The 25,239-nt window shown below is 34.3% G+C and carries 21 protein-coding genes and 1 pseudogene; 7 read left to right on the top strand and 15 right to left on the bottom strand.

The window, feature by feature from the left end:
* Positions 1-3: 3 nt before the first annotated feature.
* Both gatA and gatC read right to left on the bottom strand, forming a co-directional pair.
* On the bottom strand, positions 4-1,461 hold the full coding sequence (gatA, locus tag JVV30_RS11355) for an Asp-tRNA(Asn)/Glu-tRNA(Gln) amidotransferase subunit GatA (protein ID WP_053030385.1): 1,458 nt from the start codon (positions 1,459-1,461) through the stop codon (positions 4-6).
* A 1-nt stretch (position 1,462) separates the two neighbouring features.
* Positions 1,463-1,765, bottom strand: a complete 303-nt coding sequence (gene gatC, locus JVV30_RS11350) for an Asp-tRNA(Asn)/Glu-tRNA(Gln) amidotransferase subunit GatC (RefSeq protein WP_011275356.1) — start codon at positions 1,763-1,765, stop codon at positions 1,463-1,465.
* A 464-nt stretch (positions 1,766-2,229) separates the two neighbouring features.
* Here gatC and putP point away from each other — a divergent pair, with 464 nt between their 5' ends.
* Entirely contained in the window at positions 2,230-3,768 is a 1,539-nt protein-coding gene (gene putP, locus JVV30_RS11345) for a sodium/proline symporter PutP (RefSeq protein ID WP_070855035.1), read from the top strand.
* Between the two features lie 60 nt (positions 3,769-3,828).
* Here the strand turns inward: putP and JVV30_RS11340 are convergent, their stop codons facing one another.
* The 10 genes and pseudogenes from JVV30_RS11340 to JVV30_RS11295 all read right to left on the bottom strand — a co-directional run bounded on the left by JVV30_RS11340 (position 3,829) and on the right by JVV30_RS11295 (position 15,294).
* Entirely contained in the window at positions 3,829-5,034 is a 1,206-nt protein-coding gene (locus tag JVV30_RS11340; RefSeq protein ID WP_053030387.1) for a CamS family sex pheromone protein, read from the bottom strand.
* 12 nt (positions 5,035-5,046) lie between these two features.
* Positions 5,047-7,050: an NAD-dependent DNA ligase LigA gene (gene ligA / locus JVV30_RS11335; protein ID WP_204194262.1), complete on the bottom strand. Its 2,004-nt coding sequence runs from the start codon at positions 7,048-7,050 to the stop codon at positions 5,047-5,049.
* 3 nt (positions 7,051-7,053) lie between these two features.
* Positions 7,054-9,246, bottom strand: coding sequence for a DNA helicase PcrA (gene pcrA / locus JVV30_RS11330; protein WP_053030389.1), 2,193 nt, complete (start codon positions 9,244-9,246; stop codon positions 7,054-7,056).
* Positions 9,243-9,938 carry a heptaprenylglyceryl phosphate synthase gene (gene pcrB, locus JVV30_RS11325; RefSeq protein ID WP_053030390.1) on the bottom strand — a complete coding sequence of 232 codons (696 nt, stop codon included), beginning with the start codon at positions 9,936-9,938 and terminating at the stop codon, positions 9,243-9,245. The genes pcrA and pcrB overlap by 4 nt, the downstream gene beginning before the upstream one ends.
* A 280-nt stretch (positions 9,939-10,218) precedes the next feature.
* Positions 10,219-10,521 carry a YerC/YecD family TrpR-related protein gene (locus tag JVV30_RS11320; RefSeq protein WP_011275350.1) on the bottom strand — a complete coding sequence of 101 codons (303 nt, stop codon included), beginning with the start codon at positions 10,519-10,521 and terminating at the stop codon, positions 10,219-10,221.
* Positions 10,522-10,614: 93 nt separating this feature from the next.
* Entirely contained in the window at positions 10,615-11,910 is a 1,296-nt protein-coding gene (gene purB / locus JVV30_RS11315; protein WP_070855037.1) for an adenylosuccinate lyase, read from the bottom strand.
* A 270-nt stretch (positions 11,911-12,180) separates the two neighbouring features.
* The gene (locus JVV30_RS11310; protein ID WP_070855045.1) at positions 12,181-12,351 is read right to left on the bottom strand and encodes an NETI motif-containing protein; all 171 of its coding nucleotides are present in this window, start codon (positions 12,349-12,351) and stop codon (positions 12,181-12,183) included.
* Positions 12,332-12,927 (bottom strand): annotated as a pseudogene (locus tag JVV30_RS11305) (DUF2179 domain-containing protein). The gene JVV30_RS11310 and the pseudogene JVV30_RS11305 overlap by 20 nt, the downstream one beginning before the upstream one ends.
* Positions 12,928-13,010: 83 nt before the next feature.
* The gene (gene nadE, locus JVV30_RS11300) at positions 13,011-13,832 is read right to left on the bottom strand and encodes an ammonia-dependent NAD(+) synthetase (protein WP_070855038.1); all 822 of its coding nucleotides are present in this window, start codon (positions 13,830-13,832) and stop codon (positions 13,011-13,013) included.
* On the bottom strand, positions 13,825-15,294 hold the full coding sequence (locus JVV30_RS11295; RefSeq protein WP_070855046.1) for a nicotinate phosphoribosyltransferase: 1,470 nt from the start codon (positions 15,292-15,294) through the stop codon (positions 13,825-13,827). The genes nadE and JVV30_RS11295 overlap by 8 nt, the downstream gene beginning before the upstream one ends.
* Before the next feature lie 178 nt (positions 15,295-15,472).
* Between JVV30_RS11295 and JVV30_RS11290 the strand changes: the two genes are divergently transcribed.
* Together JVV30_RS11290 and JVV30_RS11285 are read left to right on the top strand one after the other, a co-directional pair.
* Positions 15,473-16,540 (top strand): nitric oxide synthase oxygenase, encoded by a 1,068-nt coding sequence (locus JVV30_RS11290; RefSeq protein ID WP_070855039.1) that lies wholly within the window; start codon positions 15,473-15,475, stop codon positions 16,538-16,540.
* Between the two features lie 29 nt (positions 16,541-16,569).
* Positions 16,570-17,370: a prephenate dehydratase gene (locus tag JVV30_RS11285; protein ID WP_204194261.1), complete on the top strand. Its 801-nt coding sequence runs from the start codon at positions 16,570-16,572 to the stop codon at positions 17,368-17,370.
* 253 nt (positions 17,371-17,623) lie between these two features.
* Here JVV30_RS11285 and JVV30_RS11280 read toward each other — a convergent pair whose 3' ends face one another.
* Complete coding sequence (locus tag JVV30_RS11280) at positions 17,624-18,706, bottom strand: glycosyl hydrolase family 28-related protein (RefSeq protein WP_070855041.1); 1,083 nt, start codon at positions 18,704-18,706, stop codon at positions 17,624-17,626.
* A gap of 172 nt (positions 18,707-18,878) precedes the next feature.
* Between JVV30_RS11280 and JVV30_RS11275 the strand changes: the two genes are divergently transcribed.
* The 3 genes from JVV30_RS11275 (at position 18,879) to JVV30_RS11265 (ending at position 22,136) form a co-directional block, all read left to right on the top strand.
* Positions 18,879-19,439, top strand: a complete 561-nt coding sequence (locus tag JVV30_RS11275; RefSeq protein ID WP_070855042.1) for a cysteine hydrolase family protein — start codon at positions 18,879-18,881, stop codon at positions 19,437-19,439.
* Positions 19,440-19,489: 50 nt separating this feature from the next.
* Entirely contained in the window at positions 19,490-20,419 is a 930-nt protein-coding gene (locus JVV30_RS11270) for a manganese-dependent inorganic pyrophosphatase (RefSeq protein ID WP_053030398.1), read from the top strand.
* Positions 20,420-20,753: 334 nt separating this feature from the next.
* Positions 20,754-22,136: an aldehyde dehydrogenase gene (locus tag JVV30_RS11265; protein WP_070855043.1), complete on the top strand. Its 1,383-nt coding sequence runs from the start codon at positions 20,754-20,756 to the stop codon at positions 22,134-22,136.
* A 303-nt stretch (positions 22,137-22,439) separates the two neighbouring features.
* Here the strand turns inward: JVV30_RS11265 and pglS are convergent, their stop codons facing one another.
* Together pglS and JVV30_RS11255 are read right to left on the bottom strand one after the other, a co-directional pair.
* Entirely contained in the window at positions 22,440-23,474 is a 1,035-nt protein-coding gene (gene pglS / locus JVV30_RS11260) for a 6-phosphogluconolactonase (protein ID WP_053030400.1), read from the bottom strand.
* Positions 23,475-23,616: 142 nt separating this feature from the next.
* Positions 23,617-23,790: a hypothetical protein gene (locus JVV30_RS11255; protein ID WP_011275337.1), complete on the bottom strand. Its 174-nt coding sequence runs from the start codon at positions 23,788-23,790 to the stop codon at positions 23,617-23,619.
* 328 nt (positions 23,791-24,118) lie between these two features.
* Here JVV30_RS11255 and JVV30_RS11250 point away from each other — a divergent pair, with 328 nt between their 5' ends.
* Entirely contained in the window at positions 24,119-25,159 is a 1,041-nt protein-coding gene (locus JVV30_RS11250; protein ID WP_070855044.1) for a C45 family autoproteolytic acyltransferase/hydrolase, read from the top strand.
* Positions 25,160-25,239: the final 80 nt, after the last annotated feature.

The following is a 25,239-nucleotide window of genomic DNA, read 5'->3' as shown; positions in this document are numbered from 1 at the left end:
TCCTTATAATTTTTCATATGCGTCATGTAAGTTGAATTGTGTTTCATATTGATATGCCACACGATATAACGTCTTTTCATCAAAAGGTTTACCGATAAATTGTAAGCCGATTGGTCTACCGTTTGATTGCCCACAAGGAACAGAAATACCTGGTAAACCAGCTAAGTTAACAGGTGTAGTTAATAAGTCATTAGCATACATAGTTAAAGGATCATCAATTTCATCACCTAAGTTAAATGCAGTCGTTGGTGCTGTTGGTCCTACAACTACGTCATAGTTTTCAAATACTTTATCAAAGTCATTTTTAATCAATGTTCTAACTTTTTGTGATTTTTTATAGTATGCATCATAATATCCAGAACTTAACGCGAAAGTACCTAAGAAGATACGGCGTTTAACTTCAGCGCCAAAACCTTCAGATCTAGACATTTTATATAATTCTTCTAATGTTTGAGCTTCTTTAGAATGGTAACCATAACGAATACCATCAAAGCGAGCTAAGTTTGCTGATGCTTCAGATGACGCAATAACATAATATGATGGAATACCATATTTAGTATTTGGAAGTGAAACTTCTTCAACTTCTGCACCTAAAGATTTAAGTGTCTCAACTGCATTCTTAACAGCTTCTTTAACATCTTCATTGATACCTTCACCTAAATACTCTTTTGGTAACGCTACTCTTAAACCTTTAATATCTTTACCAATATCTGATGTGAAGTCAACGTCTTCAACTGGTGCACTTGTAGAGTCATTTCTATCAACGCCAGAAATCGTTTCTAACACGATAGCGTTATCTTTAACATTACGTGTAATTGGTCCTATTTGATCTAGTGATGATGCAAATGCAACTAATCCGAAACGTGAAACGCGTCCATAAGTTGGTTTCATTCCTACGACACCACAATATGCTGCTGGTTGACGAATTGAGCCACCAGTATCTGACCCTAAACTAAACGGTACTAATCCCGCTGCAACTGCTGCTGCAGAACCACCAGATGAACCACCTGGTACAGCTTTATGATCGAATGGATTAACTGTTTGTTTAAAGTATGATGTTTCTGTAGAACCACCCATAGCAAACTCATCCATGTTAAGTTTACCGATTAAAATGGCATTTTCATCATGTAATTTATTCATTACAGTTGATTCATAAATAGGAACAAATCCTTCTAACATTTTACTTGCACATGTTGTTTCCACGTCTTTAGTAATAATGTTGTCTTTGATTCCCATTGGAATACCAAACAATTTACCTTCCATTTGGCCTTTTGCTTGTAATTCATCTAATTCTTTAGCTTTTTTAATTGCATTATCTTTATCTAATGCTAAAAATGATTTAATTGTAGGATCCGTTTCTTCAATTGCATCATAGATGTCTTTGACAACTTCTGAAGGCTTAATCTCATTGTTTTTAATCATTTCTGATAATTTTTCAACTGATTCATAACGAATACTCATCTTAAGCTTCCTCCTCATTCATGATAGCTGGTACTTTAAATTGACCATTTTCTGTCTCTTTAGCATTTTTTAATGCAAGTTCTTGAGGAATGCCCTCGATTGCTTCATCATCACGTAACACATTTTGTAAATCTAATACGTGATACGTTGGTTCAATACCTTCTGTATCTGCTGTATCATTTTGCTTAGCAAAATCTAAGATACTTTCAAGTGTATTAGCCATTTCTTCAGTTTCTTCTTCAGAAATTTGAAGTCTTGCTAAATGTGCTATATGTTCAACCTCTTCGCGTGTAACTTTAGTCATTTATTAAAAGCCTCCTTATTACTCATTCATCATAAAATTGTATCAAATTTTCACCTAAAAATCTAAATATTTATTGAATCAACACAACGGTAAAGCATTGTGAATGGTTAATTGATAGAAAAACAAGATCTTTTTGCACCACAATTAATGTAACTCAATTATAATTTTTGACATATATGTGGTCTATAATTTGCATTTAAGGACATTAAACATTTAAATATACACATCATGGACAATATGATTGCTAATTTCCGTTTTTTAAAAACCCTTTATTATTAAGTGTTTAAAGTGTTTTTCTTTTTAAAAATAAAAATTAACACTTCTCTAAACCATTCATCACATTGTATAATATTACATGTAACTAAATTAATTAAAAAGGTTGCATACATATGTATTTAAAATTTATCAAAGTTTATTAAACATCTATGTATCTACTTCGTTAAAATCAAAGGGGGTATTTCTATATGCTTATTTTAGGAGCAAGCTTGCCTAGTCAAGTGAATACCAATTGGCAAACATACATAATGATTGCGATTTATTTTATTATTTTGCTTATTATTGGTTATTACGGCTACAAACAAGCTACGGGTAACTTAAGTGAATATATGCTTGGTGGTCGAAATATCGGACCATATATTACAGCATTGTCTGCCGGTGCATCAGACATGAGCGGTTGGATGATTATGGGGCTTCCAGGTTCAGTCTATAGCACAGGCCTATCAGCAATTTGGATAACGATCGGACTTACATTAGGTGCCTATGTCAACTATCTTATTGTGGCACCAAGATTGAGAGTGTATACAGAAGTGGCAGGCGATGCAATCACCCTTCCTGATTTCTTCAAAAATCGACTTAATGATAAAGAAAATATTATTAAAATTATTTCTGGTTTAATCATTGTAGTATTCTTCACATTATATACTCACTCTGGCTTTGTATCTGGTGGTAAGCTGTTTGAAAGTGCATTTGGATTAAACTATCACTTTGGATTACTACTCGTTGCTGTCATCGTGATTGCCTATACTTTCTTCGGAGGTTACTTGGCTGTATCGATTACCGATTTCTTCCAAGGCGTCATTATGTTAATCGCGATGGTTATGGTTCCTATCGTTGCTATATTGCAACTTAATGGTTGGGATACTTTTTCTCGAGTAGCTGAAATGAAACCAACGAATATGGACTTATTTAGAGGTACGACTACACTTGGTATTATTTCTCTATTTGCTTGGGGTCTAGGTTATTTTGGTCAACCTCACATCATTGTAAGATTTATGTCTATAAAGTCACATAAAATGTTACCTAAAGCACGTCGATTAGGTATTAGTTGGATGACTGTTGGCCTACTAGGTGCTGTAGGCGTTGGTTTAACTGGTATTGCGTTTATACCAGACAATCACGTTAAAATGGATGATCCTGAAACGTTATTCATCATTATGAGTCAAATTTTATTTCACCCGTTAGTAGGTGGTTTCTTATTAGCCGCCATTCTTGCAGCAATTATGAGCACGATTTCATCACAATTATTGGTTACTTCAAGTTCCTTAACAGAAGACTTCTATAAATTAATTCGTGGTGAAGAACGCGCAAAATCACATCAAAAAGAATTCGTATTGGTTGGTAGACTTTCTGTATTAGCCGTTGCCATTGTTGCTATCGCAATTGCATGGTCTCCTAATGACACGATTCTGAATTTGGTTGGTAATGCTTGGGCAGGCTTTGGCGCATCTTTCAGTCCATTAGTATTATTCTCACTTTACTGGAAGAAGTTAACTCGAGCTGGTGCGATTAGTGGTATGGTAGCTGGTGCGCTCGTGGTCATTATATGGATTGTATGGATTAAACCTCTAGCTGGTATCAATGAAATTTTTGGCATGTATGAAATCATTCCAGGTTTCTTAGTTAGTGTTATTGTTACCTATGTTGTTAGTTTGTTAACGCAACATCCTGGTGACTTTGTTGAACGAGACATTGAAAAAGTTAAATCAATTGTTCGTGAAAAGTAGCATGATTATATTAAAAACTACGGATAGCCTATCATTTAGGTATTATCCGTAGTTTTTTAATTAATTATTATAAATATGAACTTGAGGTTCTTTATCCTCTTTAGATTTACTAATTAGAGCTCTTGGCGTATTGCCATCTTTAATGCGAATTTCATAACTATCGATATTATCAAAGTATTTCTGCGCTTGTTCTGTAACATACTGCGTAATACCAATCGTCTCAGCTTGACCATAGTAATCAATCGGTAAGTCTATTGTTAATTGAGTTGGTTTCTTACCTTCAAATTTCACTTTACCTACTGCTTGCGTAAAATTAGTAAAGTAAGATTGTAGATTATTATTGAATTGCTTGAAATTATTATTTAAATTCTCATTATACTTTTCAGCTGTTGATGAAGGTAAGAGTGCTGAAACTTGATCAATTTTATTCCATTTATTAATTTTAGTTTGGTCATCATCCACTGTAGTATTGGCGATGAATTCACCTGGAGTAATTGAATTTTGATCTGATTGTTTATAAATCGCAAAATGAATAGGAATATCTTTAAGGTCATCATTGGCTCTTAATCTCGTTAAGATTTCGGAAGCCATTTGTTTACCTTGTTTTTCAATTTCCTTATCATCAAGTTCCTTACTATAAGTCTCTCCATCTTTTTCTTTTTGATAGTAATAGACACTATTCATGGCTAAACCAATTGTCATACCTTTTATATTTTTACCTTTAGTATCACCACTATCATAGAAATCTTGTTCAAGTATGTTAGATAAATACGCAGGTGATTGTTCTGCGATTTTTTCCGGATCATCCTCACCTTTATGTGATGGATTCAAACCTAAATTTTCACTCGCATTGTTTGATTCCTTCTCTTTATCACTCATCTTATCTATTTCTTTTTTAGTGTATTTAGGATTTAAGTAACTATTAATCGTATCTTTATCTAAATATTGACCATCTTGATATAGATAGTCGTCAGTTGGAAAGACATCTTTACTTAATTTCAATAAACCACTTTCAAAATCATCACCATTGTAGCTATTTGCCATATTATCTTGTAATACGCCACGCGCCTTGCTTTCTTTAAATGGCAGAATCGTACGGTAATTATCACCTTGTACATTTTTATCTGTTGCTATTGTCTTAACATTATTTGAGTCTGATTTTGATTCTTGCTTATTTACAGATTGATTATTTTTATTATCATTGTCATTGCCACATGCCGCTAACAGCACAAGCGACGTTAAAATTAAAAATAGGGTCCGCTTCATTGCCGTTCTCCTCTAACTTGATATTTCATTTTGTTTTGCCACAAATTGTTCTTCTGTCCAAATTTCAGTACCAAACTTTTCAGCCTTAGTTAATTTAGAACCAGCATCTTCACCCGCAATTACTAAATCCGTATTTTTTGTCACACTACTTGTAACTTTCGCACCTTGTAATTCTAACCAAGCGGATGCTTCTTTACGTGTTAACTGTTGTAATTTCCCTGTTAAAACGATGATTTTATCTTTAAAATCAGGGTGACCTTCTATGTCAGACGTCTTAATTCCATTATAAACCATATTGACATATTTGTTTTTTAATTTTTCAATCAGTGCTTTTATATCTTCATTTTCTAAGTAAGTCACTACTGATTGTGCTAATTTATCACCAATGTCATGTATACTAATAAGTTCCTCTTCGGTCACTTCAAATAAACGATCCATTGTTTCATATTTCTCAGCTAAAACTTGACTCGCTTTTACACCCAGATGGCGAATACCTAAACCAAATAGCAAATGCTCTAATGAATTGGCTTTAGCATCATCAATAGCTTTAAGTAAATTGTCTACTTTTTTAGAACCCATGCGCTCTAGTGGTAATAAATCATCTTCAGTTAAGTAGAAAATGTCAGCCACATCTTTAATCACTTCATGATGATAGAGTTGCTGGATTATTTTTGTGCCTAAACCATCTATATTCATTGCCTGACGTGATACAAAGTGAATTAACCCTTCAACTAGTTGTGCTTGACACTTTGGATTAATACAACGCAATGCAACTTCACCCTCGATTCTTACCAATTCATGACCACAACTTGGACAATGCGTAGGCATAGAATAAGGTAACGTACCTTCTGGACGACGCTCCGTGATACTTCTTACAACTTCTGGAATGATGTCACCAGCTTTTTTAACTACGACGCTATCCCCAATTCTAATATCACGTTCACGTATTAAATCTTCATTATGTAATGATGCTCTAGAAACTGTTGTTCCAGCAACTCGTACTGGATTGAGAATTGCCGTTGGGGTCACAACGCCTGTTCTACCAATACTTAACTCAATATCTTGTAGCGTTGTAACGACTTCTTCAGCTGGGAACTTATATGCAATAGCCCATCTTGGAGATTTCTGTGTGTATCCCATTTCATCTTGTTGCTCTATGTCATTTACTTTTATTACAATACCATCAATATCATAAGGTAGTTGTTCACGTTGATTTGTCCATTTCTCAATGTATGCTAATACACCTTCAATATCATCAACACGTGCACGTTCATGATTTGTCTTAAATCCTAAGCGATCTAACTCATCTAACGCACCACTTTGAGTGGTTGCTTTAAAATCTGTAAAATCATTAACACTGTATAAAAATACGCTCAATTTACGTTTAGCAGCTAATTTCGGATCGAGTTGTCTTAATGAACCTGCTGCAGCATTACGTGGATTCGCAAATGGTTGTTCATCATTTTTTTCTTTTTCTTCATTGAGTCTTATGAAAGAACTACGTGGCATATAAGCTTCACCACGCACTTCAAAACTAAGTGGCTCATTAATTTTCAATGGAATCGCATGTATGGTACGTAAATTTTCAGTGATGTCTTCCCCCGTCGTTCCATCGCCTCGTGTCAAACCTTGAACGAAACGACCATCCACATATTTGAGTGATACAGCTAGACCATCTATTTTCAATTCACACATATATTCAACTTTACCAACTTGTTCACGAATACGTTGATCAAATCGACGCAACTCTTGCTCATTGAAAGCATTACCTAAACTTAACATTGGTGTATCATGGTTCACTTTCTCGAACGATGATTGCATCTCTCCACCTACACGAACGGTAGGTGAATCAGGTGATTTTAATTCAGGGTGTGCTTCTTCAATATCAATTAATTCACGTAATAATTTATCGTATTCACTATCAGGTACAGAAGGATTATCTTGTACATAGTATTCATAGCCATATTGATTTAATAAATCATGTAACGCTTTCACACGATTTTGGATATTGTCCATACATTAATCCTCCTTTTTCTCGATTGGTGCAAATTGTGCTAAGAGACGTTTAGGCCCCTCTGATTTAAATATAATGTCCAATTCAACAGAACCATTTTTCTCATTGACATTGCTTACCATGCCTTCGCCCCATGCTTTATGAGTCACTTTATCTCCGACATTCCAGTCAGAAGCTGAAACTTGTTTTTTTGATGATGTAGTGCGTTTGCTAAATCCGCGTTTAGGTTGTTTTGATGTTTTAGGCGTAATCGTTTGACGTTGTTGCTTAGCTGGCGTTTCTAATAAATCTTCAGGAATTTCACGTAAGAATCTTGAAGGCATATTAGATTGTGAACGACCATACAACATACGAGATGTCGCATGCGTAATATATAATACTTCTTCAGCTCTAGTTATGGCTACATAACAAATACGACGTTCTTCCTCCATTTCATGGTCATCATCACTCTTAATTGCACGAATATGAGGAAATAGTGATTCTTCCATTCCCATTAAGAATACGACTGGGAATTCTAACCCTTTCGCTGAGTGCATTGTCATAAGTGTTACGCCATTTTCAATTTGCGCTTCATCAATATCCGCCACTAATGATAAATCTGTTAAAAAGTTAATAAGTGATTGTTCTTCTAAAGGAGTATTCTCTTCATAATCTTTTGGTACGGACATAAACTCATCGATATTCTCTAATCTACTACGTGACTCTATCGTTTGTTCACGTTCAAGCATGTCTCTATATCCTGATTTATCTAAGATTTCAACAACAATTTCACTTACTTCTAGAAATTCCTGTTCTTTGATTAAGTTTTGAATCAGTTCATAAAACTTAATACATTCTTGCGTTACCTTTTTCGAAAGACCAATAAAGTCTACTTCTGCCAAAGCATCAAACATACTAATATTATTATCCATCGCATAGCGTTGAATTTTCTCAACAGATGAAGGGCCAATGCCGCGTTTAGGCACATTAATGACACGTTGTAAGCTGATATCGTCATTACTATTGGCAACTATTCTTAAATAACTTAGTAAGTCTTTGATTTCTTTACGGTCATAGAACTTTTGACCACCAACCATCGTGTAAGGAAGATTAGATTTCATAAACGTTTCCTCTAAGACACGTGATTGCGCATTTGTTCGATAAAGTATTGCCATATCACTATAATCTTTTCCAGCTTTACGGTGCTTCATAATTTCTCTAACTACATATTCAGCTTCATCACGTTCTGTCATTGCTTCATAGTATTTGATTTTTTCGCCACCTGTATTTGCTGTCCACAACCCTTTTGGTTTTCTCTCTGAATTATGTTTGATGACCTCATTGGCTGCAGTTAAAATCGTCTTAGTCGAACGATAATTTTGTTCTAAAAATATTGTTTTAGCATTAGGATAATCTTCTTCAAATGATAAGATATTTTGAATATCTGCACCTCTCCAGCCATAAATAGACTGATCTGAGTCACCAACTACACAAAGATTTTTGAATTTACTAGCTAATAACTTCACTAAAGTATATTGCGCTTTGTTCGTATCTTGGTATTCGTCTACATGAATGTATTGGAATTTGTTCTGATAGTATTCAAGTGCATCTGGAATACGCTCAAATAGCTGAATTGTCTTCATAATCAAATCATCAAAATCAAGTGCTTCATTACGCGTCAATTGACGTTGATACCCACTATAAACCGTAGCAACCATTTGTGAATGGAAGTCATTCGCCTCATTAATTGCATCTTCAGGTGTTTTGAGTTCATTCTTCAAATTACTAATTGCACCAATAAACATTCTTGGTTCAAAACGTTTACTGTCGATATTTTCATTTTTAAGGACATCTTTAATGACAGATTTTTGATCGGTTGGATCAATAATTGTAAAATTACGTTCAATGCCTATTCTATCTGCATCACGTCGCAATATTCTTACGCACATAGAGTGGAAGGTAGACATCCAAATCACTTGTGCCTCTTCACCTACTAATTGTTCAACACGTTCTTTCATTTCTTTAGCGGCTTTATTAGTAAAAGTAATCGCTAATATATTGTAAGGAGAAACGTCTTTTTCATCTAATAAATAGGCGATACGATGCGTTAACACTCTCGTTTTACCTGAACCAGCGCCGGCCATAATTAACAATGGACCTTCTGTCGTTCTTACCGCTTCACTTTGCTCTTTATTCATATGATCAACTAATGAATTCATTTATTAGACTCCTTTTTTATTTTTACTGTTTTTATCGCTTTTTTAATGTCTTCATAAATAATATTACCTACTACAATAGTGTCTGCATGTTGTGACATTTCTCTAGCTTGTTCAATAGACGTAATACCACCGCCATACACCAATTGCGTATTCGTTAATAAACGTGATGCAGCTTCAACCGTCGCAACATCACCATATTTCCCACTATATTCAATGTACATCATTGGCAATTTATACATCTCATTTACCATTTGTGCATATGCCTCTACATCTTCAATATCTAAATTCGTATTAGCCTGTGTTAGTTGTGCTACTTTACTATCTGGATTAAGCACGAGATAACCTTCTAACACGACTTCGTCAAAATTAACCATAAAACCGAATTGCTTCAAGGCTTGATGCATTATCCCGTTATGATATGTCGTATCCTGACTATTTAACACTGTAGGTACAAAATAAAAATCAAAGCCCGGAATAATACTTTCAATATTAGATATTTCAAGAACTAATGGTAATGGATATCTTCTTACTCTACTCATCAAATGAATGACATTATCTTCAGTAACATTATCTGTGCCACCAATCATGATAGCATCTGTATTTGACATACATAGTGTATCTAAATCGTTATCACTAATTTCTTTTGCAGGATCTAATTTGAACACATGTTGCCACGCTTTAATGTCATACATAATCCCTTAACTCCTTTTTTTAACATACACCAAATTATATCATTTTTAGGGTGCCAATTCTAAATAGAATCATTGGAAATTATACAGTTTATAAGGAAAACAAATTATAATTATTTGCAGTTACACTTGTGAAAAAAATTAATTTTAAACCTATATTTATAAACAGTTATCCCTTCGCATTGAACGTACAGATAAAATGCTCCCTCCAAAATATTCAAATGAATGACCATTTCGAAGGGAGCAATTCACGTTATAACTTAGCGTTTAACGTTATGATATATTATTTTTTCGTTTCTATATTTAGTCGTTCCAAAATCATCGTATACGCATCATTACCCCATTGTAATGAACGCTTTACTCTGGAAATTGTTGCTGTTGAGGCACCAGATTCCTTTTCGATAGTAGCATAGGTATAACCCTGTTTAATCATCTTAGCAACTTGTAGTCTTTGAGATAACGATTGAAGTTCATTAACAGTGCATAAATCATCAAAGAATTGATAACATTCTTCTCTATTTTCAAGTGTAAGAATTGCATCAAAAAGTTCATCTAACGCTTGACCTCGTAATTTCTCTATTTGCATCTCAAACAACCCCTATAATCCGTTTTCAATATACTCTCATTTTAACGCATTAAATAGTTAAAGTGTAGTATTTTAAATGAAAACAGTCACTTATTATTCTAATCCTGCACGTTTGAAAATAGTATCAACTTGATTTAAATGGTGTTCAGGGTTGAAACATTCATCTAATTCTTCTTTAGAAAGTACATTTGTGATCGTTTCATCTTTCTCTAATAATTGACGGAAAGGTGTTTTCGTTTCCCAAGATTCCATCGCTTTAGGTTGTACTTTATCATAAGCTTCTTCACGAACCATGCCTTTATTGATTAATGCTAATAGTACACGTTGTGAGAAGATTAATCCGAATGTTTTATCGATGTTATTTCTCATATTATCTTCAAACACAGTCAATCTATCTACAATGTTTGTAAAACGATTTAATGCATAATTCAACGCAATTGTAACATCTGGCAACATGATACGTTCAGCTGAAGAGTGAGAGATATCACGTTCATGCCACAGTGGCACATTCTCGTATGCAGTTGTAATATACCCTCTGATTACTCTAGAAATACCTGTGATATTTTCTGAACCAATAGGATTACGTTTATGAGGCATCGCTGATGAACCTTTTTGGCCCTTTGCAAATGCTTCTTCAACTTCTCGTGTTTCAGTTTTTTGTAAATTACGAATTTCAACAGCAAATTTTTCAAGTGATGTAGCTATTAAAGCTAACGTAGCGATATAGTATGCATGACGATCACGTTGTAATGTTTGTGTTGAAACTGGTGCTGTATCAATACCTAAGTGCTCACATACATAGTGTTCTATTTCAGGTGGAATATTAGCAAATGTACCAACTGCACCACTCATTTTACCCACTTCAATTTCTTTCCGAACTTCTTTGAATCGTTTTAAATTTCGTTTCATTTCAGTGTACCACAATGCCATTTTCACACCGAACGTCGTTGGTTCAGCGTGTACACCGTGAGTACGCCCCATCATCAATGTATATTTATATTTTTTCGCTTTTTGTTCTAAAACATCTATGAAACGCTCAATATCTTTTTCTATAATTTCGTTAGCTTGTTTAATTACATAGCTTAGTGCTGTATCAACGACATCTGTTGAAGTTAAACCATAGTGTACCCATTTACGTTCTTCACCTAAAGTTTCTGAAACTTGTCTTGTAAAAGCAACAACATCGTGACGTGTTTCTTGTTCAATTTCTTGTGCGCGTTGCACATCAACTTTAGCGTTCTGTCTTATCTTTTGTACATCTTCTTTAGGGATGTGGCCTAATTCACTCCAAGCTTCACAAGCTAAGATTTCAACCTCTAACCAAGCTTCGTATCTGTTTTGATCAGTCCAAATATTTGCCATTTCTTCTCTTGAATAACGATCAATCATTTCTAATCTCCTATTCTATGTATAAAATTTATAATTCAAAACTGTACATTAAACGTAAATTATCTAAAATAGTTCGTCTTTAAGACTTCAATTTTAGTTTAACAGATTATATATCAAATGTATAAATCTTTTTTTACAAACTTAGTATAATAGATTTCTTTTAAATAATACACTCATCCATTAACAATAGAATTATAAAAAGAGTGAAAAGAAGTTTTGAATACCCTTCTTTTCACTCTTAATCAAGCTATATTTCATTAATTTTTAATATTAAAGCTTCTTACCAACAAATTGAATATCTTGTCTTAGAACAACGATATTACCCTCTTCATCTTCAGTATATATTGGTTTTTCGATTCGTTTAACTGGCATATACCCTTCTTCACGCATACGTGATAGACATTCTGAGATGGTTTCATTGTCATTTACTTTGAATTTCATCATGTTCCACAACACTTTCAATTTCTTCAACTTCATATGCTTTAACTTTTCGAGTACGAACACCTTTCGTCCAGAAGCCACCATGAATCGCTCTAGGTTCATACGCTATGATGAATGCTTTCGCATCTAAATTGCGCACTGTTTCCATTAATTTACGTTCATAACGTCTTGGCGTTAATATTTGCATTACCATTCGACTACCATCACGACCGTGTGCTGCGTAGTGTGTAACACCATAACCTAAATTTCTCAATTCATTTGGTAAATCAATCTCATACTCCGATGATGTCACGTTTACTACTGTATAACCTAAAGCGAGTTTTTCTTCAATTTTCATACCAACTAAAATCCCTATAGAGAAACCAAACGCATAAGCAAAAATATTTTGAATTTGGTCTAAACTAGACATCACCATACCAAGACCAACTACATATACTAATACTTCAAGGAAGCTGACTGCCGCCGATACCCTTTTAACGTTAATATCGTACGCATAGTTAAAAATGTGACGTAAAAAACGTTGATAACGAATATCGCTAATACCATTGACCATGGATTTGAAGTTATCACTGACATACTAATCCCCTTTTCTTACATGGATATCTAAAATCGAAATAATTTTATCAGTGAATGTTTATTTTGTCACTAGAAAATGTTTTTTAATTTTTAGGCCAAGTGTAACGTGTATATGCTAATTCACGTTTATGGGCATTTTTGATATAGTGATTTTCAATCGTATCACGTGCTTCGCTTGACACGTGCTTGCCTTCTAAATAATCATCTATTTCATCATACGTAACACCCAATGCTTCTTCATCAGGTAGTTGAGGTTTATCATCCTCTAAATCTGCTGTAGGGATTTTTTCGTATAAATGTTTTGGTGCATCTAAATATTTCAATAATTGTCTTCCCTGTCTTTTATTCAGACCGAAGATTGGCGCAATATCGGCAGCACCATCACCATACTTCGTATAGAATCCGGTAATATTTTCAGCTGAATGATCAGTTCCTATGACGATGCCACTTCGATTCGATGCAATTGAAAATTGAACTTTCATACGTTCACGGGCTTTTTCATTACCACGTTGAAAATCTGTTAATGTAATGCCGGCTTCGCTTAACGATTGCACACTTTGATCAACTGCTGGTTTAATGTTAACGGTTATGATTTCATCAGGATGAATAAAATCTAGCGCGTCTTCGACCTCTTCAGCATCTTTTTGAACACCATAAGGTAATTTCACAGCGATAAATTGACACGCTCGCCCTTCTTTACGTAATTCCTCAACCGCTATCTGTGCCAATTTACCAGTCAACGTTGAATCTTGACCACCGGAAATACCTAATACTAAAGATTTAATAAATGAATGTGATTGTACATAATTTTTTATGAATTGTATAATGTCACGCGTCTCTTGTTCACTATCAATCGTTGGTTTCACTTTCATTTCTTTGACTACGATATCTTGTAAATTAGTCATTGTCCTCCTCCATTTCTTTCACGTGTTCTGCAACTTCGAATATACGTTTATGTTTGTTATCCCAACAAGCAGTACTTAAATCAACCGGATATTCTTGAGGATTTAAATAGCGTTTATTTTCATCCCACAATTTAGATAGCGCATGCTTAGAATAGTCTTGTGCTTCTTTTTCACTCGGTAATTGATAAACCAATTTACCATTTTCAAAAATTGAGTGATGTAAATCGATCGCCTCAAAGTGTTTAATATGTTTCATTTTGTATGTGTGAACTGGATGGAACATTTTTAAAGGCTTCTCTGTATTAGGATTTTCATGTTCTAGCGTAATATAGTCGCCTTCAGCTTTACCTGTTTTTGTATTAATGATGCGATAAACCTTTTTCTTACCTGGTGTAGTTACTTTCTCAGCATTGTTAGAAAGTTTGATTCGATCAATATATTGACCGTTATCATCTTCAACTGCTACAAGCTTATACACTGCACCTAAAGCGGGTTGATCATAACCGGTAATCAATTTAGTGCCTACACCCCATGAATCAACTTTAGCACCTTGAGATTTTAAACTCATAATTGTTTGTTCATCTAAGTCATTAGATGCAATAATTTTAGCATCTTTGAATCCCGCTTCATCTAACATTCTACGTGCTTCTTTAGATAAATAAGCAATATCACCAGAATCTAAACGTATCCCAATGAAATTAATTTTATCCCCTAATTCCTTAGCCACTTTAATTGCGGTAGGCACACCGGATTTCAATGTATGGAACGTATCTACTAAGAAAACGCAATTTTTATGACGTTCTGCATAGATTTTAAACGCCTTATACTCATCACCATATGTCTGAACGAGTGCATGTGCATGCGTACCAGAAACAGGTATACCAAATAATTTACCTGATCGCACATTACTCGTAGAATCAAAACCGCCAATATAGGCAGCACGTGCCCCCCATAGTGCTGCATCCATTTCTTGTGCACGTCGTGTTCCGAATTCCATTAAAGTATCATCAGGTGCAACTTGACGGATTCGACTTGCTTTAGTTGAAATTAACGTATGGAAGTTAATTATGTTTAATAATACTGTTTCTATAAGTTGTGCTTGAATTAATGGTGCTTCTACTCGAAGTAACGGCTCATTACCGAAGCACAATTCACCTTCTTGCATTGAACGTATATTACCAGTGAACTTTAAGTTCTTTAGATAATTCAAGAAATCATCTTTATAACCAATCGACTGTAAATACGCAATATCAGAATCACTAAAATGAAAATGTTCTATAAATTGAATTACTCTTTTTAATCCATTAAATACTGCATAGCCACTCTCAAAAGGCATATTTCTAAAATACAAGTCAAATACTGCATTTCGTTCGTGAATACCATCATTCCAATAGCTTTCTGCCATATTAATTTGATACAAGTCATTATGTAACATTAAACTGTCATCTTCGTATCGATACACCATAATCTCTCCTAACGATGTTTTAGTACATTTTATCATAATTCATTAGAAGTGCGTATTCACATCTTATTGATACTTTTAAAATAAAAAATATATCAATTAGACAAATTCGTGACAATATATGTAATTGAATGAGTTAATTGATTGTCTAGATTATAATATGAACCGAGGTGGTCTTATGTTATTAGAAGAAGCGAGACGTTTTATCGAAACGATGTATCACGAACTTAATTACAATGCATCGCAACGGGATAATAGATTAAAAGAAATAGAAGAAGAGATCCAACATACAGGCACATATACACATACGTTTGACGAATTAGCGTATGGTGCAAAACTTGCTTGGCGTAATTCTAATCGTTGTATTGGGCGCTTATTCTGGGATTCTCTCTATGTAGAAGATGCAAGAAATGTTGACAATGAGCATGATTTTATTAATGCTATCAACCATCATCTAAAATATGCAACGAATGATGGTAAAATCAAACCTTATATAACGATTTTTTCACCTGATCAAGCACCACGTATATTTAATAATCAACTTATTAGGTATGCAGGCTATGAACATTGTGGTGATCCATCTGAACGAGAAGTAACACAATTGGCCGAACATTTAGGATGGAAAGGTGCAGGCACAGACTTTGATGTACTACCACTCATATACCAGTTACCTAATGATTCAATTAAACTATATGAGTTACCCCATGAATTAGTAAAAGAAGTTAATATAGAACATGATCAGTACCCAAAATTGAAACAACTAAATTTAAAATGGTACGGTGTTCCTATTATTTCGAATATGGATTTAAAAATTGGTGGTATCACGTATCCAACTGCTCCATTTAATGGGTGGTATATGGTAACTGAAATTGCAGTGCGCAATTTCACAGACCCTTACCGCTATAATTTACTTGAAAGTGTTGCAGAAGCGTTTGAATTTGATACACTTAAGAATAATTCTTTTAATAAAGATCGAACGCTAGTTGAATTAAATTATGCAGTGTATCATTCATTCAAATCTCAAGGTGTCTCAATTGTAGATCATCTAACTGCATCTAAACAATTTCAATTATTTGAAGAAAAAGAACACGCTCATCATCGTGATGTTACAGGAAAATGGTCATGGTTAGCACCACCACTTTCACCAACCCTTACTTCAAACTATCATCATGGTTATAATAATGAAATCAAGGATCCTAATTTTCACTATAAGACATCACAGTCAATTAAGTGTCCGTTCCACTAGTGTTCAATCATTCGAGGTGATGAACAAAGATGCGTTTATATTATTTAGGCCCTAAAGGGACTTTTTCATACTTAGCAGCTAAAACTTATTTATCAGAGGAAGAGGTTACATATTCTCCTAAATCCAATCTCTATGAGGTAATTAAAGCAGTTAACAGTCATAGCAATGCTGTGGGTATCGTCCCTATTGAAAATTCAATTGAAGGAACAATTAATATTGTTGCAGATGCGCTTGCGCAAGAAGACATTTATGCTCATGGTGAAATTCATTTAGATATAAAATTTGGCCTATACGCGCTTAAAGGCACTTCACTGGAGGACATTGAAAAGGTATATTCTATCGCACCTGCGATTAGTCAGACGAGCCAATATATACACCGACATCATTTCTTATATGATTATGTCGACAGTACAATACAAAGTTTGGAGAAAATCGATACACATGTTGCTGCTATTGCGCCACTAGGTAGTGGCGAAGCGTATGGTTTCGAACCAATTGATGCACACATTCAAGACTATCCGCATAATGTTACGCGTTTTTTAGTTGTTAAAAGTGATGAACACTATAGTGAAACAGCTACTAGCACGTTGTTATTAATCACACCGAAACATGACAAAGCTGGCCTGTTAGCTAGTATACTCAATACTTTTGCATTATTTGATATTAATTTGTCATGGATAGAATCTAGACCACTTAAGACACAACTAGGTATGTATCGTTTCTTTGTTCAAACCGATATAGGTAAAAGTGAAGAACTTGATAAAGTTATTTCAATTTTAGAAACATTGGACTTCAGCGTTAAAATTATAGGCGCATTCAATCGCCAATAGAAATTAGGCGTGAGCCTGGGACATAAATAATATGATGATGCTATTTTGCAAATTCGCAGTAGCTGACTGAACTGAAAATGCGCTTAAATCAAGCTTTTCTCAGTTCTAGTCACCCTTGCGGGCGGGGCCCCAACAAAGAGAATTTCATAAAGAAATTCTACAAGCAAAGCAAGTTGGGAGTGGGACGACGAATTTAAAAGAATTCTGTCCCACTCCCACTCCCACTCCCATTTTGTCCTACTTGCAAACTGTTTTATTCTATATTTATTTTCCTAATTGTGATGTCCTCATCCTGATTTAAAGTCAGGTCAGCTATATCCTCTAAATGTATCGTTTGTGATGCATCATCAAACGAATTCCCTGCAATAAATACTTTCTGATGTTTTACATCATTATAACTTCTAATATGAATGGCATCTTTTTTCATTTTCCCACTAAAATGATTACTAATTACACTGAAGTTTTCACCTGCTTGAGATGGCATAACTAAGCCTGTGTTAGGGTCAGCAGCATTCTTTCCATCTTTCACACCTAAAAATCGAATACCACCTTTACAATTTTTGAATTCATTGCGTGATATAATCATGTTTTTAGCTTTAAGAGGTGTTAATGCATAATCTTCCATTCCATCAAAACAATTATCTTTAATATGCACATTGTCATAGAATTTATTATATCTACTTGCGTGCGAGCCAATCGCTCTATTCCATGGGCGCATGTGTTGGTCTTCAGAATCACCGAAATAACAATTCTCGATAACAACGTTTTTAGTAATGGTTCCATCTGTCGTGCCAAATTTAGGGAATGCACCTGGGACTTGTATATCCAATTGAATCGCTTCTGAAAATGAGCGGTCGCCATCAAAATCATTAAATCCCTTAAAATGACAGTTCTTGATATATAAGCCATTAATACCACAGGCATCTAAAGCATGTCCACCTACGACATTTAATACCGTAACACCAATCAGTTGAATGTCTTCCGTATGTCCAATTGACATTGCAGTATTATTATACGGAAATTGACCACCATTCATATCAAATGTTCCACCTTTAATATAAATCTGACCATTTCCTTGATATCCTTTATAAAAGCCAAAGCGATGTCCGTTTTTTAAAAGGGCATCCTTACCACATCTTAGCAACGTGGTATCATCTTCAAGTAATAGTGTCGTTGCACCGTAAATAATGAGTGCTTTCGAAATATGATACGTACCACTCGGTATAAACACAGTGTGTTCACCATATCTTGCTTTATTCAATGCGCGCTGTATTGCTTTCGTGTCTTTGCGTTTATTATGTCCTTTTAGTCCATAATCTTGAGCATTAATTAACATATCGTATCCCCTATCTCAACTTTCCAATCTTTAAATCTATAGGCTATGTACCATTTTAGAATGGGATTAGCTATAATATATGTAATGATTAATGAGGTAATCATTTAATCGTTTCTATATAATTATACAATTTTTAAATACCTCAAACATTTATTCGAGAGGATGATAGCTCATGACTAAAAAAGCACTTATCGTTGTAGATTATTCTTATGATTTTATTGCAGATGATGGCCGCTTAACATGTGGTAAACCCGGTCAAGATATCGAAACGTTTATCCTAAACCGTCTTGAAACGTTTCAGTCACATGACCAAGATATTTTCTTTATGATGGATTTACACTATGAAAATGATCCTTTCCACCCTGAGACGCAGTTATTCCCTCCTCATAATATTGAGGGCACATCAGGGCGCGACCTGTATGGTAAGGTTAAATCATTTTATGATAATTTTAAAGAATGCGAGAATGTTCATTATCTAGATAAACGTCGCTATGATTCTTTCTACGGTACGCCTTTAGATAGCCTATTACGTGAAAGAAATATCACAGATATTGAAATTGTAGGTGTATGTACAGATATTTGCATTCTCCATACTGCCGTATCAGCATATAATTTAGGATATCACATCACTATTCCTAAAGATGGTGTTGCTTCTTTCAATGAAAATGGTCATGTGTGGGCTTTGGGACATTTTGTAAACTCATTAGGCGCAGAGGTAGATGTTCCTAAATAAAACATGATAAAATAAGATGAAAAATCAAATGATAAGGGTGGATAATAACAATGGCAAAAACTTATATTTTTGGACATCAAAATCCAGATACAGATGCAATCGCATCAGCTATAATCATGGCTGATTTTGAACAATTAACTGGTAACTCTGAAGCGACGCCATATCGCTTAGGAGATATTAATCCTGAAACTCAATATGCTTTAGATCACTTTGAAGTTAAAGCACCAGAATTATTAAGTGATAACCTAGATGGTCAAGAGGTTATCTTAGTCGATCATAACGAATTCCAACAAAGTGCTGAAACAATTTCTGATGCTGAGATCAAACACGTTGTAGACCATCACAGAATCGCAAACTTTGAAACTGCTTCACCACTTTGGTATCGAGCAGAACCAGTTGGTTGTACAGCTACAATTCTTTATAAAATGTATAAAGAACGTGGATTTGAAATTAAACCACACATTGCTGGATTAATGATTTCAGCAATCATTTCTGATAGCTTATTATTTAAATCACCTACTTGTACAGATGAAGATGTAAATGCTGCTAAAGATTTAAAAGACATTGCAAATGTTGATTTAGATGAATATGGCTTAGATATGTTAAAAGCTGGTGCATCTACAACGGATAAATCTGCTGAAGAATTATTAGATATGGACGCTAAATCATTCAATATGGGTGACTATGTTACACGTATTGCACAAGTTAACACGGTTGACATTGACGAAGTCTTAGATCGCAAAGAAGATCTTGAAAAAGCAATGTTAGAAACAAGTGCAAATGAAAAATACGACTTATTTGTATTAGTCGTAACTGATATTATTAATAGTGACTCTAAAATTTTAGTCGTAGGTGCTGAAAAAGACAAAGTTGGCGAAGCATTTAAAGTTCAACTAGACGATGGCATGGCATTCTTATCAGGCGTTGTCTCTCGTAAAAAACAAGTGGTACCTCAAATTACAGAAGCTTTAACTAAATAAGACATTTAGGTATTTAATTAACCGCCTATATATGTAAGGCTAGGACATTATTAATTAAACAATACTACTTTGCAAATGCGCAGTAGCTAACTGAACCGAGAGGGCGTATGCTTTTCTCGGTTTTAGTTATCTTTGCGGGCTAGACCCCAACAAAGCGCATTTCATCAAGAAATTCAACAAGCAAAGCAAGCTAGGAGCGGGCGACGAATTTAAAAAAATTCAGTCCCGCTTCATTTTTATTGAAATAAATTTAGGGTATAGATATGATGAATAACATCATACATTTTAATAAAGTTTTTTAATTTAAAAAGGATTCATTAGGAGGTATCATATATTGCCGACCATCGAGCAACAATTCGAAGAGAGTAAAGCTTTTTTTAAAACACATAAAACAAAAGATTTGAAATTTCGAAAGCATCAGTTAAAACAGTTAAGTAAAAGCATTAAAAATCATGAAAATGATTTACTTGATGCGCTTAAAACAGATTTAGGAAAAAGTCCTGTTGAAGCCTATGCTACAGAAATTGGATTTACTTTAAAAAGTATTAAAACAGCACGTAAAGAATTGAAAAATTGGGCTAAAACAAAACAAGTTGACACCCCTCTATTTATGTTTCCTGCAAAAAGTTATATTAAGCAGGAACCTTATGGCACAGTATTAATCATTGGTCCATTTAACTATCCAGTTCAATTGGTATTTGAACCCTTAATTGGCGCTATCGCAGCTGGAAATACAGCGCTTGTTAAGCCATCTGAATTAACACCTCATGTTGCCACAGTCATTCGTCAAATTATTGAAGACGTGTTTACACCAGATTATATAGCTGTTGTTGAAGGAGGTATTTCTGAGACACAAACATTAATTCAACTACCTTTCGACTATATCTTCTTTACAGGTAGTGATAAAGTTGGTCAAATTGTATATGAAGCTGCTAGTAAAAATTTAGTCCCTGTTACGCTTGAATTAGGTGGAAAGTCTCCTGTTATTGTAGATGACACAGCTAATATCAAAGTTGCAAGTGATCGTATTAGTTTTGGTAAATTTACAAATGCTGGTCAAACATGTGTAGCACCAGACTATATATTAGTAAATAAGAAAGTTAAAGACGAATTGATTGAGGCGCTTAAACAAAGTATTCAGGAATTTTATGGTCACACGATTGAGGAAAGCCCTGACTTCGGTCGCATCGTCAATGATAAACATTTTAATCGCTTAAATGAATTACTTCACGTACATCAACAACATATTATTTTCGGTGGCCATACAAATGCATCAACGCGCTATATAGAACCAACTTTATTAGATGGCATCACACCTAACTCTAAAATTATGCAGGAAGAAATTTTTGGTCCACTCTTGCCTATCATTACTTACGATGATTTCAATGAAGCAATCGATATTGTGCAAAGTAAAGCTAAACCATTGAGTCTCTATTTATTTAGTGAAGATGAGAATAGTACACACCGTGTGTTAAATGAATTATCATTCGGCGGTGGCGCAATCAATGATACATTAATGCATTTAGCAAATCCTAAACTACCATTTGGTGGTGTAGGCATGTCTGGTATCGGTCAATATCACGGTAAATATACTTTTGAAACTTTTAGCCACAGTAAGTCATATATCTTTAAATCTACACGATTAGATTCAAGTGTAATGTATCCACCCTATAAAGGTAAATTTAAATATATTAGAACCTTTTTTAAAAATTTATAAATTCATTCGAAAAGAAGGGAGCGGGACAGAATTCTTTTGAATTCGTCGTCCGACTCCCAACTTGCTTTGCTTGTAAAATCACTTTCGTGATTTTTTGTGTTGGGGCCCCGACTCCCAAGTTGCTTGACTTGTAGAATTTCTTAGCGAAATTCTCTTTGTTGGGGCCCCGCCCACCTCCGCAAGGATGACTAGAACTGAGAAAAGCTTGATTTAAGCGTCTTCTCAGTTCAGTCAGCTACTGCGAATTTGCTAAGTAGCATCGTTATATTATTTATGTCCCAGACTGGCTATTTATATAGTTTATTAAATAAAGCTAACATGTACACCCTCAGGTGCATTGTATTGATTATCTGTTGGCGTTAATTTACCTGTATGTGTATCTCTATTGAATACGGTAATGTCATAATTTCCTTCTTGATGGGCACATACTAAGTAGTCATCTGATTCAGTTATATTAAAATCTCTAGGAAATTGGTCCCCACTTTTAACAATTTCTACTGGGTTTAGTCCAGCACCATCATCTGTAATCGTGAAAACAGCAATACTATCATGACCGCGATTACTAATATATAGCGATTGTTGATCATGAGATAATCGGACAGCAGCTAGTTTAGTATCTTCATTAAAATCTTCTGGAATCGTTAAATGACGTTCTATTTCTTTAAATTCGCCATCCTCATACTTAGCAACACTTACATAATTAGATAATTCATGAACAATATATGCATATTCGCCATTCTTATGAAAAGCAATGTGTCTAGGACCATCTTGATCTTTAAATTGAGACACTTTATACTCTTTTAAACCTTCACTACTATATTCATACGTGACAACACGATCAGTACCTAAATCCGTAGCTACAACGTATTTACCGTCAGGTGTTTCATTTAAATAATGGACATGTGAATGCTCTTGGCGTTCGTGACTACCAAGTGGATAGTCGTGGTGCAATTCTTGAATTAACTTCACAATTTCACCTGTCTCTTTATTTAATTGATATATTCTAGCGATACCAGCGCCGTACACCGCTTCAAACAAGAAATTATGATCTGTGGATACTGAAATATAACAGCCTGTACCCGCTTCAGAAGCTAAGCATTTATTGATTAATGTTAGTGCACCTGAATGATCTTTTTTAAATGCTGCTACTCCACAATGTGTCCCCTCTTTCGTAATGGCATATAAATAATCGTCGGTTTGTGCAAGGTAGGTTGATGCTTCAATTTCATAACCCGTATTAACAGCACTAATGTGACCATTATCTTCATTTAATTCGAATAAATAAATCCCTTTACCCTCTTTTTTCGTATATGAACCGATATAACCCTTAGTTGTCATCAGTATACCTCCTAAGTTCTAGTTACCTTTATTTTATTAAAAGAAGGGGCACTATGACAATTATTCTTAATCGCTCTAAACCATTAATTAAAAAGAAAAACCAGTAACCTCAACATTGAAGTTACTGGTACTGTTACGCAAATTACGCGTTATTACTTTCAATATCTGAAACGATTTCTTTCGTTTTTCTTTCGATATCTTCAAAGTCTTTTTTGAAGATGTAAGCAAATGCTACAACACCTACACCAACGACTACTGATGTAATAACTACTAAGCTTAATAAGAATTTGAATAAACCTTTAATTAAATCCCACATGTATGTTTCACCTCTAAATAGAAATAAGTATGTTTACAATATTATATATTATCATACTTACTGTTATCATTAAATAGATACCTTTTTTGTCTTATAATAATCATTAAAAAATGAATTTCAAAAACTTCATAAGTTTTCAATTGTACATTAGTTTAATACATCCACCATGCTTTTACTTTGTTATATACTTTTAAATAAGCGTCCTGAAACATAGTACCCCTCCTTGTTTTTTAAATTTTTCTTGCTATCATGTTCAGTATAATAATAATTATATTAGTTTTCAATTAATGCTATTTTACAATATTTAGAATTTTCAGGAGGCCTTCTCATGCAACAAGTGAATTCAGATATCATGACGTTTAGAGGATCACATTTTGATTTAGGGGTTAAAACAGCTCAATGGCTTAAACAAACGCCTTTACTAGAAAATCGTGAGCGTGAATGGAAAAAACGTATGCCTCGTTTTGATATAGATGTTAATGAAACTTATTCAGTTTTTCAAACATATGCACCCCAAATTTGGGAAGAAATTATGGGAATGCAAGAAGTACTGAATCTACCTACAAAACAAATGATATTAAATTTTGCACATTATCGTTTCACAGATTTAAAAGAAAGTGGATGTACTGTATTTCAAGGTAAGGATTTTATGGTCCGTAATTATGATTATCATCCTGCCACATATGATGGAAGATACTTATTATTCCAACCTAATGACGGAGGACTAGCGCAAATTGGGCCTACGTCTAGAGTGACAGGTCGCATGGATGGTATGAATGAAGCTGGTTTGACGATGGGCTATAACTTTATGCATCGTAAACACCCTGCTAATGGCTTTGTATGTTATATGATTGGACGCCTTGTTTTAGAATATTGCAGAGATGTAGATGAAGCTGTTAAATTCTTAAACGAACTTCCACATAGAAGCTCATTTAGTTATATTTTAATGGATAAAAAGCTTAATCATGCCATCGTTGAAGTGACACCACGTTCATTTGATGTTAGATATGATAAAGTATGTACAAATCATTTCGAAGTCTTAACACACGAGAATCGAAATTACACGAAAGAATCACGTGAACGATTAGAACGTACTATTTCTCAAACTTCACAATCCCTAGATAAACATACAGCCTTTAAATTATTTAATGATCCAAAGTTCGAAATTTACAGCAAATTATTTAGAAGTTGGTCAGGTACAATACATACTTCAATGTATGAACCACAAAACTTAACCGCTTGGATGACGTTAGGTGAAAATCAAGTCCCGACTTCAATTAATTTTCAATCATGGCTTGATGGACATGAACTGGAGATTCAGCAATTTAAAGGTCAAATTGATACCGATTTAACTTTCGCAAATTATTAAAAAAGAGGCTGGGAGATAAATAATTTAACGAAGCTATTTTGCAAATTCGCAGTAGCTGACTGAACTGAGAAGGCGCTTAA

Origin of the sequence: Staphylococcus sp. GDY8P47P (assembly GCF_016892225.1) — a bacterium.
GTDB lineage: Bacteria > Bacillota > Bacilli > Staphylococcales > Staphylococcaceae > Staphylococcus > Staphylococcus borealis.
Note: the sequence above shows the minus strand (reverse complement) of the source record. Positions and strands in the feature narration are given on the sequence as shown.